Here is a 14,606-nt window from a genome sequence, read left to right as displayed (position 1 = left end):
GGTGTCAGCTCCTCCGGTTGCCGCCGGTGAGGGCCTTGGCGGCCGGGATGCGGATCTCGTAGCCGCCGTCGAGCGCGGTGGCGCCGCCCGCGGGTACGTCCACCCGCCACAGGCGGGTGCCGGGGGCGTGCTGCCCGGGGCCGTCGCCCGCGTCCTCCGGCGCGGACCAGCCGCCCCGCTCCTCGATGCGGATGTCGGCATCGGAGGTGACCGGGACGCGCTCGCGGACCTCCACGGTGACCGGCCGGGAGAGGCGGTTGGCCAGCTCCACGTGGATCCGGTGGTCGAGCACGGTGGTCGTGCTGCGCAGACCGGCGGTGGATTCGCGCAGCTCGGTGCGGCGGCCGACCCGGACCGCCTCGGCGGGCCCGAGCCCCACCCGGCCGGTGCCGCCGGGAGCGAGGCGGGGCAGGGCCGTCGTCGGCAGCCGGTCGCCGTCCACCGCCACGTCCACGGGGCCGGCGAGCAGGGCCTGGTCGGTGGCATTGGTGACGACCAGCGTCGCGTACACGGTCTCCTCGACGGACGGTACGCAGCGGTACTCGGTGCGCAGTCGGACCGGGAGCTCCGTGACGGTGACGGTGTGCCAGGTGCCGTCGGAGGGGATGTCGGCGGAGCCCTGGGCGTCGTAACGGTGGTCGAAGGAACCCGCCGACTCGCGCGGCCGTACCGCGTGCCCGGGGAGGGGCAGCTGAGCCACCGCGTGGGCGCGGCGCCGGTACTCGGCGGCCACCGGGTCCGTGGGAGTGCCGGGCGCGAGGAGGCCGCGGCGGCCGTCCGGCGCGTCGGGACCGGCGAGGACCAGGTCGGCGTAGTCGAGTTCGGCGGTTGCGGGCCGCGGCGGACCGGGCGGTGGCGGGGGCGGCGCCGCGGTGGTTCCGGCCGGTGCCGCGGGCGGTGGGGCGCCGTAGCCCGCGGGGGCCGGGGGAGGTGGGCCCGCCGTATCCGGCGGGTGCTGCCGGTGCCGGAGGTGCCGGAAAAGCCGCCGGTGCCGCGGCGAGGGGCATCTGTTCCGGCGCGTCGAGGCTCATGCGCCTGCCGCCCGTACGAGCCCGGGCCGCGGGCTGGGGAGCGGACGGCGCCCCCGCGAACGCCGGGGGCTCCGGGACGAACCCGCTGCCCGCCGCGGGCGGCGCCCCGTACCCGAGCGGGACCGGGCGCGGCGCCGCCGCCTCGTACCCGGTGAACAGGTCGTCCAGTCCCGGCGGGGGCTCGCGCCAGCCGGACGGGGCGGGAGCGGCCTGGCGGCGCCCGATCCGCACGGAGCGCAGGTGCGGTACCCCGGTGGCGCGGTGCAGGTCGGCGGTGGACAGGCCGATGCGGACGCCCGTCCAGTCCTCGCCGGTGCGCTGGGCGACCGAGGCGCGCAGTACCAGCCGTCCGCCGTCCTCTCCCTGACGGTGGGTCAGCCGGTAGGACGGGACCCAGACGGCACCCGGCACGCGGTACTCGACCTCGACGTCGGTCTCCTCGGCGTCGGCACCTTCCAGGGTGAGGACGGCCGAGACCGTGGTCCGTACGGGAGCCGACGGCGTGTCCGTGGAGGCCCGCTCGGCGCGGTCCGTGGCGATACCGAGTTCGTGCCCGATCCGGCGCAGTGCCTCGTCCAGCTCGACGAGCCCGGCCTGCAGGGCGGCCAGCCGCTCGTCGACGAACCCCGCGAGGTCGAGCCACGCCTCGACGGGCGTGCGCCGGTGCGGGTCCTCGCGTCTGCGCGGCGGCGGGACCGGGCGCAGCGCCGCGACCTCCTCGATCCGTCGGACCTGCCGGTCCCGGCGGGCGTGCGCCGCCTGCTGTTCCTCCGTCAGCCGGTGCACCTCGTCGACCAGGTCCTGGGGCGTGCCGGGCGCGGCCGGTTCGGCCTCGACGGCGATCCGGGCCTCGGTCACGCGCGCGCCGGGTGCGTCCACGACGCGGGCGCGCAGCGAACCGGGGTCCAGGGACCGCGGCAATCCGCTCACCCGTACCCGGCCGCCGGCCGGAGCGACGCCGCGGGCCAGCCGCCGGCACACCGCGCCGCGCGCGTACACCACCACCGACGTGAGCGTGGACTCCCACACCTGTGCCGCCGCGTCCGTCATCGCGTCTTCCTCCCCCGTACGCCGCCGAGCACGGCGCGAACCTCGGCCGAGACTACGCCGCGATCGTCGGACGGGCAGCCCCGTCTAGGGTGTCCGGTATGGATCGAGCGGGGCTCCACAGGGCAGTCGACGAGGCGTTCGCCGTCACCGGCGCGGACACTCCGCCCTGGCCCGATCCGCATCCCGACCGCGACGTGCGCGACGAGGAGTACTCGCGCTGCTCGGAGCCGGAGAAGTACCGCATCCTCGCCGCTCGCGCGGAGGCGTGGACGAAGGCGTTGTGCGGGCTCGGGCTGGCCGAGGCGGAGACGGTCGCCGATCCGGCGGGGCTCTGGCGGCGGGCACCCGATGTCGCCGTCGACGGCGCGGTCCGGCTGCGCCCGGCGCGTGCGGGGGCGGTGCCGCTCGTGTTCGGGTTCTCCGCCGTGGAGGGTGTGCCGCGGACCGTCCTCGTGCTCGGGGCGGGGGAGTCCGTCGCGACGCTGGCGGTGCTGCCGGACTGCGGCTGCGATGCCTGTGACGACGGTTCCGAGGGCCTGATCGAGGCGGTCGACGAGGTGGTGGAGGCCGTGGTCACCGGCATGTTCGTGCACGTCGACGCCGGGGACGGCCGGGAGATCGTCGCCCTCGGCGACAGTTGGTCGGCGAGCGACTGGGACGACTCCCGGCCGCCGGTGGAGGACGCGGTCGCCGACGCGCGGGCCGGGCGGTCGCCGTATCGCGTCGTGCACGGTCAGGCCTGGAGATGACGGCCGGAAGCGGGGACTGACGGGCGCATGACCGCCCGGGTCGCCGATGAGCGGCGGATCGTCATGACCGTCGCCGCGAACCGGGACGGGACGGGACGAGCGAGCGGCGTACGCCTTCTTGAACTCCGTTACGGGCCAGGGCTGTTCGAGCGAGGGGACGGCTCGCTCGGCGACGGTCGGCGCTGCCCATCGGCACGGCCGGGACCGTCGGGCACCGGCCACTCGGCCGCGTGGCCCCGAGGGCCCGTTGTGCCACAGCGCCCTATGACGGTAGGTCCCGCACCGGCGTGGGGGACCAGGTCCTCGCCCGTACGGCGTGGGTGGCTGCTGCCCGCGCGGACCGGCTGGTGGCGGCCATGTGTGGAGGCCATGTGAGGGTGCGTGACCGCGGCGGCCGTGTGTCGGGGCACTGATACCGTGCGGGGCGCGTCGGTGGCCGACCGCCGGAGCACGGACGCACAGCATCAGCCGCTCGAGGGGAACCCCGCCATGATCAAGTCCTGGACGTCCGCTGCCGCCACGATCGGCACCGCCGTGTGCGCGGGGGCGCTGCTCGTGGGCTGCTCCGCCTCGGTGAGCACCACGCCCAAGATGTCCAAGGAGAAGGTCGGCGACACCATCGCGCAGAAGCTGGCCTCGACGACCGGGGCGCCGAAGCCGGACGTCAGCTGCCCCGAGGACCTCGAGGGCAAGGCCGGCACCAGCATGCGCTGCACGGTCACGGCGACGGACGGCAGCACCGTCGCTGTCGACGTCAAGGTCAAGTCCGTCGACGGCGACCAGATCAACTTCGACTACGAGGTCGACCAGAAGGTGAACCCGGCGCCGTCCAACTGACCCCGGCAGTACCCCCGACGCCCGGCGCGTGCGCCGGGCGTCGACTCATGCCGTGACCTTGGCGACGAACGCGGCCACGTTCGCCACCGTCCGCTCGATCTTCTCCTCCGCCGTGAGCGTCTCGTGCAGCCGCGCACCGGCGCCCGCGTCCTTCTTGCCGCGCACATAGAGCGAGCACGCCAGATCGCTGCAGATGTAGGCGCCCACCGAGTTGCCCTGCTTCCCGGCCTTGCCCGCCTTCGGCGCCACCATCAGGGAGACGCCGCCGGTGTGCGTCGTCACGCACATCGAGCACATGCTGCGCCGGGTCTGCCACGACGCGGCGTGCGAGGAGCGCAGCGCGACCCCCTGCGGGCGGCCGTCGATCTCGGCGACGAGATAGGCGCGGTCGGGGGCCTGTGGATCCCGCCAGCCGAAGTAGTCCAGGTCGTCCCAGGGGCGCTCGGCCAGATCGTGCGGCACGTTCATGCGCTTCGCCTCGCCCTTGGTGCAGTTCACGAATGCGGAACGGATCTCCCGCTCGGTCAGTGGCTTCATAACACCGAGGCTAAGTTGCCTAAAGGTTTGAGGCAAATGCATAATGGTCACGGTCGAGAGGAAGGGCAGTCATGGTGCGTGTGGGGCTCAGTGCGGAGCGCTTGGCGATGGCGGGCGCGGAGCTGGCCGACGAGGTGGGCTTCGAGCACGTCACGGTCTCGGCGCTCGCGCGGCGGTTCGACGTCAAGGTCGCGAGCCTGTACTCGCATGTGAAGAACTCGCACGACCTCAAGACCCGGATCGCCCTGATCGCCTTGGAGGAGATGGCGGACCGGGCCGCCGAGGCGCTGGCCGGGCGCGCCGGCAAGGACGCCCTGACCGCCCTCGCGAACGTCTACCGCGACTACGCCCGTGAGCACCCCGGCCGCTACGCCGCGGCCCAGTTCCGCCTCGATCCCGAGGCGGCCGCCGCCGGCGCCGGGCCGAGGCACGCGCAGATGACGCGCGCACTGCTGCGCGGCTACGACCTGACCGAGCCGGACCAGACGCATGCGGTCCGACTCCTCGGCAGCGTCTTCCACGGCTACGTGAGCCTGGAGATGGGAGGCGGGTTCAGCCACAGCGCACCGGACTCCGATGTGACATGGGTACGCACTCTTGACGCACTGGACGCCCTGTTGCGGAACTGGCCCGAGCAGGGCGCCTAGCCCGCCACGGGACTCGTAGTCCATCAATTGATCAATATCCGCCGCTTGATCAACAGGTTGAGGTCATGAACACCGAGCATCACTGGATCACCACACCGCTGACCGCCGGACTGCTGCGCGGCGCCCTCGACGTCGAGCGCACCGAGCTCGGGCTGCTGCCTCATCGGCTGCCCGCATGGGCCCGCGCCCAGAACGCCGACGGTCAGCTGGCCATGGTCGAGGCACAGCCCTCCGGCGTACGGCTCGCGTTCCGTACGCGGGCGACCGCCGTCGAGCTGGACACCCTGCCGGTCAAGCGCGTCTATGTAGGTGTGCCGCAGCGACCCGACGGGGTGTACGACCTGTTGGTCGACGGGCGTCTCGCCGCGCAGGGGAGCGTGCCGGGCGGCCACACCCTGACCATCGACCTGGCCACCGGGTCCGCCGAGCGCACCGCCGGCTCGCCCGGCACCCTGCGTTTCACCGGCCTGGCCGACGCGATGAAGGACATCGAGATCTGGCTCCCGCACAACGAGACCACCGAGCTCATCGCCCTGCGGACCGACGCCCCCGTCGAGCCCGCCGCGGACCCCGGCCGCCCGGTGTGGCTGCACCACGGAAGCTCCATCAGCCACGGCTCCGACGCCGCGAGCCCGACCGCCATCTGGCCCGCCCATGCCGCGTCACTGGCCGACGCCGAGCTGATCAACCTCGGCTTCGGCGGCAGCGCCATGCTGGACCCCTTCACCGCGCGCACGATGCGGGACACCCCCGCGGACCTGATCAGCGTCAAGATCGGGATCAACCTCGTCAACTACGACGTGATGCGCATGCGTGCCTTCACCCCGGCCGTGCACGGCTTCCTCGACACCATCCGGGAAGGGCACCCCACGACACCGCTCCTGCTCGTCTCGCCGATCCTGTGCCCGATCCACGAGGACACCCCGGGTCCCGCGGCCCCCGACCTCGACACGCTCTCCAGCGGACAGCTCAAGTTCAGGGCCATGGGGGACCCCGCGGAGCGCGCGTACGGGAAGCTCACGCTCAGCGGGATCCGCGAGGAGCTGGCCCGGATCGTGACGGCGCGCGCGGCCGAGGACCCGCATCTGCACTACCTCGACGGCCGCGAACTCTACGGCGAGGCCGACGTCGACGAACTGCCGCTGCCCGACGACATCCACCCCGACGCGGCCACCCATCGCCGCATCGGAGAGCGCTTCGCGGACCGCGCCTTCGCCTCCGGCGGACCGTTCGCGAAGCGCTGATCCGGGGGCGGCGAAGCGGTGCTGAGCGGGCGGGTTAGCATATGAGCGCCGCCTAGCTCGAAAGAGACGCACGTGACTGTCAATGACGACTCGTTCACCAATTGGAAGCACCGCGAGGAGACCGCGGAGTCGATGATCCCGATCATCGGGAAGCTGCACCGCGAACGGGACGTGAACGTCCTCCTGCACAGCCGTTCCCTGGTGAACAAGTCGGTGGTCAGCATTCTCAAGACCCACCGATTCGCCCGGCAGATAGCCGGCGCCGAGCTCTCGGTCACCGAGACCATGCCGTTCCTGCGCGCCCTCACCGCGCTCGATCTGGGGCCCTCCCAGATCGACATCGGCATGCTCGCCGCGACGTACCGCAGCGACGAACGCGGCCTCAGCGTCGAGGAGTTCACGGCCGAGGCCGTCGCCGGCGCCACGGGTGACCACAAGATGGAGCGCGGCGCCGGCCGCGACGTCGTCCTCTACGGCTTCGGCCGCATCGGCCGCCTCGTCGCCCGCCTGCTCATCGAGAAGGCCGGCTCCGGCAACGGGCTGCGGCTGCGCGCCATCGTCGTGCGCGGCGGCGGCGAGGCGGACCTCGTGAAGCGGGCCTCGCTGCTGCGCCGCGACTCCATCCACGGCCAGTTCCAGGGCACGATCACCGTCGACGAGGCGAACAGCACCATCGTCGCCAACGGCAACGCCATCAAGGTGATCTACGCGAACGACCCGTCGGAGATCGACTACACCGCGTACGGCATCAACGACGCCATCCTGATCGACAACACCGGCAAGTGGCGCGACCGCGAGGGCCTGTCCGGGCACCTGCGCCCGGGCATCGACAAGGTCGTCCTCACCGCCCCCGGCAAGGGCGACGTCCCGAACATCGTGCACGGCGTCAACCACGACATGATCAAGCCGGACGAGCAGATCCTGTCCTGCGCCTCCTGCACCACGAACGCGATCGTGCCGCCGCTCAAGGCGATGGCCGACGAGTACGGCGTGGAGCGCGGGCACGTGGAGACCGTCCACTCCTTCACCAACGACCAGAACCTGCTGGACAATTACCACAAGGCCGACCGCCGCGGCCGCTCCGCGCCGCTCAACATGGTCATCACCGAGACCGGCGCCGCCTCCGCCGTCGCCAAGGCGCTGCCCGACCTGAAGGCGCCGATCACCGGCAGCTCGATCCGCGTCCCCGTCCCGGACGTCTCCATCGCGATCCTCAGCCTGCGGCTCGGCCGCGAGACGACCCGCGAAGAGGTCCTCGACTACCTCCGCGACGTCTCGCTGACCTCGCCGCTCAAGCGTCAGATCGACTTCATCAGCGCCCCCGACGCGGTCTCCAGCGACTTCATCGGCTCCCGGCACGCCTCGATCGTCGACGCGGGCGCCACCAAGGTCGACGGCGACAACGCGATCCTCTACCTCTGGTACGACAACGAGTTCGGCTACTCCTGCCAGGTCATCCGGGTCGTCCAGCACGTCTCCGGGGTCGAGTACCCGACCTTCCCGGTGCCGGTCCCCGTGGTCTGAGCACCGTCGACGGACCGAGCCCGAGGCCGCCTTCGCACACCGCGAGGGCGGCCTCGGCCGTTCGCGTGAGGCCGGTCGTCGTGCTGCGCGAGGACGACTTCTTCCGCAACCGCCAGGTCGTACGGCACGGAGACATGCGCCACCTTGACCCGGTGATCACTCACGGCGCAGGATGAGGGCATGTTCACGCATCGCGCCCACGCTTTCGGAACGGCCACCGTGCCGGACCGATGTGGTTGCGCGCGCAGCGGCTTGTAGCGGACGCCAGGTCCCTCGTCGCTCCTCTCCGTACGTTCCGCGGTGACCCCTGTCCGGGCCGCGCGCGTACGGACCTTCCGCGTTCCTCACCACCGCGTGCCCTCCGGAGAGTGCCCATGTCCGTGACGGAAATCCCGCCCTCGACCACCCCACTGCGCCCCGCCCACATCCCCGCCGACGGCCTCTACGAGGGGCGGCGCCTGCTGCGCCGCACCCCGGACGGGTGGCAGCACCGCCCGTACGAGCTCTTCGACGTCGTCCCGCAGGGCGCCACCATCGGCGCCGAGATCCGCGGCCTCGACCTCGCCCGGCCGCTGTCTCCCGCGCTGCGCGAGGAGGTGAACCGGGCCCTGCTGGAGTGGAAGGTGCTGTTCTTCCGCGGCCAGCATCTGAGCAGCGCGGATCAGCGTGAATTCGCCCGCAACTGGGGTGAGTTGGAGACCAATCCGCTGCTGGAGCGCGGCGACAGCGACGAGGTCGTGCGGTTCGACAAGAGCGCCTCGTCCACACCGACCTTCGAGAACGTGTGGCACACGGACGTCACCTTCCGCGAACGGCCCGCCATGGGCGCCGTGTTGCAGCTGCGGGACGTCCCGCCGTCCGGCGGCGACACGATGTGGGCCGACATGGCGGCCGCCTACGACAACCTGCCGCAGGACGTCCGCGCCCGCATCGACGGAGCCGTCGCCGAGCACGACTTCCTGCCCGGCTTCCGCCGGTTCTACGGTCCCGAGCGGCTCGCCCGCTGGCAGGACGCGTTCCCGCCCGTGACCCACCCGGTCGTGCGCAGGCACCCCGAGACCGGGCGGCGCATGCTCTTCGTCAACACCTCGTTCACGACGAGGATCGTCGGGCTGGAGCGGGCCGAGAGCGACCGGCTGCTGCGCCTGCTGTTCCAGCAGGCCCACGTGCCGGAGTTCCAGGTCAGGTTCCGCTGGCAGGCGGGTGACATCGCGTTCTGGGACAACCGGGCCACGCAGCACTACGCCGTCGCCGACTACGGCGACGCCCGGCGGGTCGCCGAGCGCGTCGCCATCGCGGGGGACCGGCCCCACTGACCGCGGCGTCCCACGACGAAGGGCACCGGCCCGGTGGCCGGTGCCCTTCGCGTGCGTGGTTCAGGCCACGGGGGCGATGGATCGTCCCGCCCAGTCCGGCGCCGGTTCCGTGAGGGCGCGGAACCGGTCGTGGACCGGCTCGGGGAACTCGGTGGCGCGGCCCGCCTTCTGGTCGACGTGCAGGGCGAGCAGCTCCGTCGTCGCCACCGGAGCCGCGTCCGCGTCCGGTTCGGCGGAGTCGTCCGGGACCACGTACATCTCGTGCGTGAAACGGGCCTTCTTCGCCGCCACGCCCAACACCCGTGTCCGGATGGCCAGATGGGCGCCCTCGGGAACGTCGCGCAGATAGCGGATGTGGGACTCGACCGTGTAGAGGGAGCAGCCGGTCGACTCGCGGTAGCCCGAGTGCAGGCCCGTCTCGATCATCAGGGCGTCCGTGGCGTGCCCGAAGGCCAGGATGTAAAAGGCCTCGCTCATATGGCCGTTGTAGTCGATCCACTCGGGGCGGACCGTGCGGTGCAGCAGCGGGATCATGGTCGTCTCGGTCATCGGGGGTCCGCCTCGCGGTCGAGGCGGCCGGTCGCGCGCAGGACGTCGATGACGCCCCGGTCGCGTTCGGCCACCAGCTCGGCGATGGTGCGGCCGTCCGCCGCCTCGTCGCAGCCGGCGACCACCGCGTCGTACAACTCCCGGTCGAGCTCGGGTGCTTCGAGCCGGGTCCAGGGGGACTTCAGGGACGGGCCGAAGTGGTCCAGCATGTGCGCCATGCCGCCCTCGCCGCCCGCGAGCGCGAACGTGAGCATCGGGCCCATGACCGCCCAGCGCAGTCCGGGGCCCTCGGTGATCGAGGCGTCGATGTCCCGCACCGTCGCCTCGCCGTTGGCGACCATGTGCAACGCCTCTCGCCACAGGGCCTCTTGGAGGCGGTTCGCGATGAACCCGGGCACCTCGCGGTCCATGGTGATCACCGACTTGCCCGCCGCCTCGTAGAAGCGCGAGGCCCACGCGACGGCCGCCGCGTCGGTGCGCTCGCCGCCGACGACCTCGACGAGCGGGATCAGATAGGGCGGGTTGAACGGATGCCCGACGACAAGGCGCGACGGGTCCGCGGCGGTCGTCTGCATGTCGGTCATCGGGTAGCCGGACGTCGACGAGGCGATGACGACGCCCGGCGGCGTCGCCGCGTCCAGCCGGGTCAGCAGGTCGCGCTTGAGGTCGAGCTTCTCGGGGGCGCTCTCCTGGACGAACTCGGCGTCTGCGACGGCCAGTTCGAGCGTGGGGGCGACCGTGAGGCGGTCGCGGGACGCGCCGTCCGCGAGGCCCAGCCGGGTGAGCGCGGGCCACGCCGCGTCGACCAGGCGGCGCAGCCTCGACTCGGCGTCGGGCGCCGGGTCCCAGGCCGTCACGTCGTAGCCGCGGGCCAGGAAGTGGGCGACCCAGCCGCCGCCGATGACACCGGCACCGACGCAGGCGACGCGCTGCACGTTCTCAGGAGTGGTGGGGGAGATGGGGGAGGTGGGGGAGGTCATCAGTGGTTCGCCTTCCTGAGGCCGAGGAGCTCGCGGGCCTCGTCGGGGGTCGCGACGCGCGCGCCGATCGACTCGGTGATCGTCACGGCCCGCTCGACGAGCTGGGCGTTGGTCGCCTTGTTGCCCTTGCCGAGGTAGAGGTTGTCCTCCAGGCCCACGCGGACGTGCCCGCCCAGCAGGATGGACTGCGCCACCCACGGCATCTGCATCCGGCCGAGCGCGAAGCTGGCCCAACGGGCCCCGTCCGGCAGCATGTTGACCATCGACTGGAGGACACCGGGGTCGGCCGGGGCGCCCCAGGGGATGCCCATGCACAGCTGGAACACGGTCGGGTCGTCGAGCAGGCCCTCGGCCAGCAGTTGCTTGGCGAACCAGAGCTGGCCGGTGTCGAAGATCTCCAGCTCGGGCCGGACGCCCAGCTCCTGGATGCGCCGTGCGCCGGCGCGGAGCATGTCCGGGGTGGAGACGTAGAGGTTCGAGCCGTCACCGAAGTTGAGGGAGCCGCAGTCGAGCGTGCAGATGTCGGGGAGCAGGTCCTCGACGTGCGGGAGGCGTTCGAGGCCGCCGACCAGGTCGGTGCCGGGGAGGTGGGTCAGCGGGTCGTCCGGGTCGATGACGAGGTCGCCGCCCATGCCGGCGGTGAGGTTGATGACGACGTCGGTGCCGGTTTCCTTCACGCGCTCGACGACCTCGCGGTACAGGCGGGGATCGCGGGAGGGGGCGCCGGTCTCGGGGTCGCGCACGTGGATGTGGACGACGGCCGCGCCGGCCTCGGCGGCCTGCACCGCGTTCTGGGCTATCTGTTGAGGGGTTACCGGGACGTGGGGGCTCTTGCGGACGGTGTCGCCCGCGCCGGTGAGGGCGCAGGTGATGATGACGTTCTCGGTGACGGTCATGTGGGGGCCTCCCGTTGGCCTACTCGCCGTAGGGGTGGGTGATGTGTTCGCGGGTGCGGGTGGCTGGTCGCGCAGTTCCCCGCGCTTCTGAGGAGCCGCCTACGCGGCCTTGAGGAGCGCCGTACGGACGTGCGCTTCCAACGCGGTGTGCATCGCGTCCGGATCCGTACCGGCCGTACCGGACGCCAGTACCTGTGCGGCCAGGCCGTCGATGAGCGCGGTCAGTGTCAGCGCCGCCGCCTCCGGGTCGACCGCCGGACGGAACACGCCCTGGGCGACCCCTCTTCGTACGACGTCGGCGACGGTCTCCCGCCACTGCCGGTAGTACTCGGCGTGCAGCCGTCCCACCGCCGTGGAACGCGCGGCCTCGGCCCACAGGTCGAGCCAGACCGCCCACTGGCGGCGCTGCTGCTCGGTGCGCGGTGTCTGCAGCTCGATGAGCTGGGCGAGCTCCGCCACCGCGTCGTCCGCCGCGGCGAGCCGGGCGGCACGGCGGGCGGTGTCCTCGTCCATACACCAGCGCACCGCGGCCTCCAGCAGGTCGGCGCGGCCCGGGAAGTGGTAGTGGATCGCGGCGGTGCTGGTGGCGCAGGCGCGGGCGATGTCGGCGACCCGCACCGCGTGGAATCCGTGCTCGGCGATCAGCCGGACCGTCTCGCGGACGATCTGCAGCGGACGCCCGCCCTCGACGGGGGCGACGGCGGCCTGGGACTGCTCCCGGGGCCGCGCCCCGAGCAGGCGGCCGACGTCGACCCGCCCCTCGTCGGCGATCCGCGCCAGCTCGGCGGCCGTGAAGCGGCGGGTGCCGCTCAGCGAACGCGAGAGCTTCGACGGATCCATGACGATACGGCGCGCGAACTCGCGCTGGCTGACGCCCGCCGCCGTGATGACCTCACGGACACGGGCGGCGGTGTCGGCGCTCGGGGCGCGGCCGGGGACGTCGTCGGTTTCCACAGGACACGACCCTAATCACGTATTGAGAAAAACTCAACAGTGAGTCCCCTCAAGTGGTGCCCTCACCTGGGTGTTGCGCATCTGACTGGCTCATCAGTCGGTCGGCGCACCATCGGCCGCCGGCTCCTGTGCCGGCGCCTGCCGAAAGGCCCCGGAGTCAACCGGAATCCGTGCCGCCGCGCCCTCTTGTCGACGGTGCGGCAGCGCCTTAGCCTGCTCCGAGGCGCAAGCGCTTTCTGCCCCCCCTGTGGCCCCACGCCTCACGCGCCCCACCGCGACCGAGTCACGCGATCCCCTGGAGGAGTCCCGCATGACCGCCCGGAGAACACTGAAGGCCTGTACCGCCGCGGCCCTGCTGCTCGCCGCCTCCGTCGGGGCGGCCCCGACCGTCACCGCGGCCCCCTCCGCACCGCCCGGCCCGCTGCCCACCGTCTCGCCGACCCCGCAGCACCTCGCCCGCGCGGGCGACGACCTGCCGCTGCCGGCCCGCGCCGAACTCGTCGTCGGCGACACCACCGACCCCGCCGCCCGAGCCCTCGTCACGAAGACCCTCCAGGACCGGGGTGTGCAGCGTCTGGACGTCCGGGCCAAGGCCTCCGGGCACGCCGCGCTCACCGTCCTGCTCGGTCCCGCCGCCCGCCCCGACATCGCGCAGGCGCTGCGGGGCACCGAGGTCCCCGACCATGAAGAGGGCTACGCGCTGCGGGCCGCCCGCCGCACGGTCGCGCTCGGCGGCACGGACGCCACCGGCCAGTTCTACGCCGCGCAGACCCTGCGGCAGCTCGTCGCACGGCACGCCGTCGCGGGCGCCTCGGTCTCCGACTTCCCGTCGATGCGGCTGCGCGGCAGCATCGAGGGGTTCTACGGTCCGCCCTGGACCACCGACGAACGCCTCGACCAGATGGACTTCCTCGGCGAGGTCAAGTCCAACACCTATGTGTACGCGCCCAAGGACGACCCCTACCACCGCGACAAGTGGCGCGACCCCTACCCCGCCGACAAGCTGACGGAGCTCGGCGAACTCGTCGACCGGGCGGGCGCCAACCACGTCCGGTTCACCTTCGCCGTCTCGCCCGGCGGCTCCATCTGCTACTCCGACCCGGCCGACGTCAAGGCGCTCACCGCCAAACTCCAGTCCCTGTACGACCTCGGCGTGCGCTCGTTCTCCGTGCCGCTCGACGACATCAGCTACACCAAGTGGAACTGCGCCGCGGACGAAGCGACGTTCGGCGCGCCGGGCCGCGGGCCCGCCGCCCTGGCGCAGGTCGCGCTCCTCAACGCCGTCCAGCAGGACTTCATCGCGACGCACGACGGCGCCAACCCGCTCCAGATGGTGCCGACCGAGTACGGCGACCTCACCGACACCGCCTACAAACAGGAGATCCGCGCCCACCTCGACTCGGCCGTCGAAGTGATGTGGACCGGTACCGACGTCGTCCCGCCCGAGATCACCAACTCCCAGGCGCAGCAGGCCTCTCAGCTGTTCGGCCGCAAGGTCTTCGTCTGGGACAACTACCCCGTCAACGACTTCGGGAAGACCGCGGGACGCCTCCTGCTCGCCCCGTACGACAAGCGCGAGGCGGGCCTGTCCGACAACCTCAGCGGACTCGTCTCCAACCCCATGAACCAGGAGGCGGCCAGCAAGCTCGCCGTCTTCACCATGTCCGACTTCTCGTGGAACGACCGCGGCTACGACCGCACCCGCTCGGCCCGCCGGTCCGCCCTGCACCTCGCGGGCGGCGACCCGCGGGTGGCGGACGCGGTCCAGGTCTTCGTCGACCTCAATCACATGGCACCCACCTTCGGGGACACCCCCTGGCAGCCCCAAGCGCCGCTCCTCAGCGCAGAGTTGGATGATTTCTGGCAGACGTACGAGACCGATCCGCGCGCCGCGATCCGCGCCTTCTCCCCGACGGCCGCCACGATCGCGCGCACCCCGGCGGTACTCCGCGACGGCGTCCCCGACCGGCTGTTCCTGCACGACGCCGACCGCTGGCTCACCGCCACCGGGCACTGGGGCGAGGCCCTGCGCCAGGGCCTGACAGTGCTGCGGGCGATCGACACCCACGACAAGGAAGGCGCGGCGACCGCGCGCACGGCCATGGACGCCGCCGCCGACACCGCCGCGCACATCACCGTCGACCCGGCCGAACACCACCAGCTCGGACCGGTGAAGATCGCCGACCCCTACCTCCAGGACTTCGTCACCAAGGTCGACGCACTGCACGACGCGGCGGCGCAGGAGTCCTGAGCCGACGCGTCGCGCACGGCGCCAGGTGCTGTCCCTCGGCG

Annotated in this window: 12 protein-coding genes and 1 pseudogene; 7 read left to right on the top strand and 6 right to left on the bottom strand. The window is 72.4% G+C overall.

Annotation, left to right across the window (positions count from 1 at the left end):
* Positions 1-4 precede the first annotated feature (4 nt).
* Positions 5-2,081: pseudogene (locus ACQUQD_RS05720) on the bottom strand (DUF4139 domain-containing protein).
* A 98-nt stretch (positions 2,082-2,179) separates the two neighbouring features.
* Here ACQUQD_RS05720 and ACQUQD_RS05715 point away from each other — a divergent pair.
* Both ACQUQD_RS05715 and ACQUQD_RS05710 read left to right on the top strand, forming a co-directional pair.
* Positions 2,180-2,830, top strand: coding sequence for a DUF6226 family protein (locus ACQUQD_RS05715; protein WP_428950837.1), 651 nt, complete (start codon positions 2,180-2,182; stop codon positions 2,828-2,830).
* A gap of 489 nt (positions 2,831-3,319) precedes the next feature.
* Positions 3,320-3,667, top strand: a complete 348-nt coding sequence (locus tag ACQUQD_RS05710; protein WP_428950836.1) for a DUF4333 domain-containing protein — start codon at positions 3,320-3,322, stop codon at positions 3,665-3,667.
* Between the two features lie 45 nt (positions 3,668-3,712).
* On the opposite strand, the gene ACQUQD_RS05705 is transcribed toward ACQUQD_RS05710, so the two are convergent.
* On the bottom strand, positions 3,713-4,204 hold the full coding sequence (locus ACQUQD_RS05705; RefSeq protein ID WP_428950835.1) for an FBP domain-containing protein: 492 nt from the start codon (positions 4,202-4,204) through the stop codon (positions 3,713-3,715).
* A gap of 71 nt (positions 4,205-4,275) precedes the next feature.
* On the opposite strand from ACQUQD_RS05705, the gene ACQUQD_RS05700 reads away from it, so the two are divergent.
* From ACQUQD_RS05700 to ACQUQD_RS05685, 4 genes are all read left to right on the top strand, one after another.
* On the top strand, positions 4,276-4,851 hold the full coding sequence (locus tag ACQUQD_RS05700) for a TetR/AcrR family transcriptional regulator (RefSeq protein ID WP_428950834.1): 576 nt from the start codon (positions 4,276-4,278) through the stop codon (positions 4,849-4,851).
* A gap of 65 nt (positions 4,852-4,916) precedes the next feature.
* Positions 4,917-6,095 (top strand): GDSL-type esterase/lipase family protein, encoded by a 1,179-nt coding sequence (locus ACQUQD_RS05695; protein WP_428950833.1) that lies wholly within the window; start codon positions 4,917-4,919, stop codon positions 6,093-6,095.
* 72 nt (positions 6,096-6,167) lie between these two features.
* On the top strand, positions 6,168-7,619 hold the full coding sequence (locus tag ACQUQD_RS05690) for a glyceraldehyde-3-phosphate dehydrogenase (RefSeq protein WP_428950832.1): 1,452 nt from the start codon (positions 6,168-6,170) through the stop codon (positions 7,617-7,619).
* Positions 7,620-7,993: 374 nt separating this feature from the next.
* Entirely contained in the window at positions 7,994-8,935 is a 942-nt protein-coding gene (locus ACQUQD_RS05685) for a TauD/TfdA dioxygenase family protein (RefSeq protein WP_428950831.1), read from the top strand.
* A gap of 60 nt (positions 8,936-8,995) precedes the next feature.
* On the opposite strand, the gene ACQUQD_RS05680 is transcribed toward ACQUQD_RS05685, so the two are convergent.
* The 4 genes from ACQUQD_RS05680 to ACQUQD_RS05665 all read right to left on the bottom strand — a co-directional run bounded on the left by ACQUQD_RS05680 (position 8,996) and on the right by ACQUQD_RS05665 (position 12,314).
* Complete coding sequence (locus tag ACQUQD_RS05680; RefSeq protein ID WP_428950830.1) at positions 8,996-9,484, bottom strand: thioesterase family protein; 489 nt, start codon at positions 9,482-9,484, stop codon at positions 8,996-8,998.
* Positions 9,481-10,464, bottom strand: a complete 984-nt coding sequence (locus ACQUQD_RS05675; protein ID WP_428950829.1) for a 3-hydroxyacyl-CoA dehydrogenase NAD-binding domain-containing protein — start codon at positions 10,462-10,464, stop codon at positions 9,481-9,483. The genes ACQUQD_RS05680 and ACQUQD_RS05675 overlap by 4 nt, the downstream gene beginning before the upstream one ends.
* Positions 10,464-11,360 carry a 3-keto-5-aminohexanoate cleavage protein gene (locus ACQUQD_RS05670; RefSeq protein ID WP_428950828.1) on the bottom strand — a complete coding sequence of 299 codons (897 nt, stop codon included), beginning with the start codon at positions 11,358-11,360 and terminating at the stop codon, positions 10,464-10,466. The genes ACQUQD_RS05675 and ACQUQD_RS05670 overlap by 1 nt, the downstream gene beginning before the upstream one ends.
* Positions 11,361-11,459: 99 nt before the next feature.
* Positions 11,460-12,314, bottom strand: coding sequence for a TetR family transcriptional regulator C-terminal domain-containing protein (locus ACQUQD_RS05665; RefSeq protein ID WP_428950827.1), 855 nt, complete (start codon positions 12,312-12,314; stop codon positions 11,460-11,462).
* A gap of 310 nt (positions 12,315-12,624) precedes the next feature.
* Here ACQUQD_RS05665 and ACQUQD_RS05660 point away from each other — a divergent pair, with 310 nt between their 5' ends.
* Positions 12,625-14,565 carry a beta-N-acetylhexosaminidase family protein gene (locus ACQUQD_RS05660; RefSeq protein WP_428950826.1) on the top strand — a complete coding sequence of 647 codons (1,941 nt, stop codon included), beginning with the start codon at positions 12,625-12,627 and terminating at the stop codon, positions 14,563-14,565.
* Positions 14,566-14,606: the final 41 nt, after the last annotated feature.

Origin of the sequence: Streptomyces sp. cg35, from assembly GCF_050410835.1 — a bacterium.
GTDB lineage: Bacteria > Actinomycetota > Actinomycetes > Streptomycetales > Streptomycetaceae > Streptomyces.
This window is presented reverse-complemented; position numbering and strand designations above follow the sequence as displayed.

What these genes read in the sequence shown, in the direction of transcription:
- ACQUQD_RS05715 (WP_428950837.1), top strand. Translation starts at nt 2,180, where the DNA reads ATGGATCGAGCGGGGCTCCACAGGGCAGTCGACGAGGCGTTCGCCGTC.
- ACQUQD_RS05675 (WP_428950829.1), bottom strand. Translation starts at nt 10,464, where the DNA reads ATGACCTCCCCCACCTCCCCCATCTCCCCCACCACTCCTGAGAACGTG.
- ACQUQD_RS05705 (WP_428950835.1), bottom strand. Translation starts at nt 4,204, where the DNA reads ATGAAGCCACTGACCGAGCGGGAGATCCGTTCCGCATTCGTGAACTGC.
- ACQUQD_RS05670 (WP_428950828.1), bottom strand. Translation starts at nt 11,360, where the DNA reads ATGACCGTCACCGAGAACGTCATCATCACCTGCGCCCTCACCGGCGCG.
- ACQUQD_RS05685 (WP_428950831.1), top strand. Translation starts at nt 7,994, where the DNA reads ATGTCCGTGACGGAAATCCCGCCCTCGACCACCCCACTGCGCCCCGCC.
- ACQUQD_RS05660 (WP_428950826.1), top strand. Translation starts at nt 12,625, where the DNA reads ATGACCGCCCGGAGAACACTGAAGGCCTGTACCGCCGCGGCCCTGCTG.
- ACQUQD_RS05700 (WP_428950834.1), top strand. Translation starts at nt 4,276, where the DNA reads ATGGTGCGTGTGGGGCTCAGTGCGGAGCGCTTGGCGATGGCGGGCGCG.
- ACQUQD_RS05710 (WP_428950836.1), top strand. Translation starts at nt 3,320, where the DNA reads ATGATCAAGTCCTGGACGTCCGCTGCCGCCACGATCGGCACCGCCGTG.
- ACQUQD_RS05680 (WP_428950830.1), bottom strand. Translation starts at nt 9,484, where the DNA reads ATGACCGAGACGACCATGATCCCGCTGCTGCACCGCACGGTCCGCCCC.
- ACQUQD_RS05695 (WP_428950833.1), top strand. Translation starts at nt 4,917, where the DNA reads ATGAACACCGAGCATCACTGGATCACCACACCGCTGACCGCCGGACTG.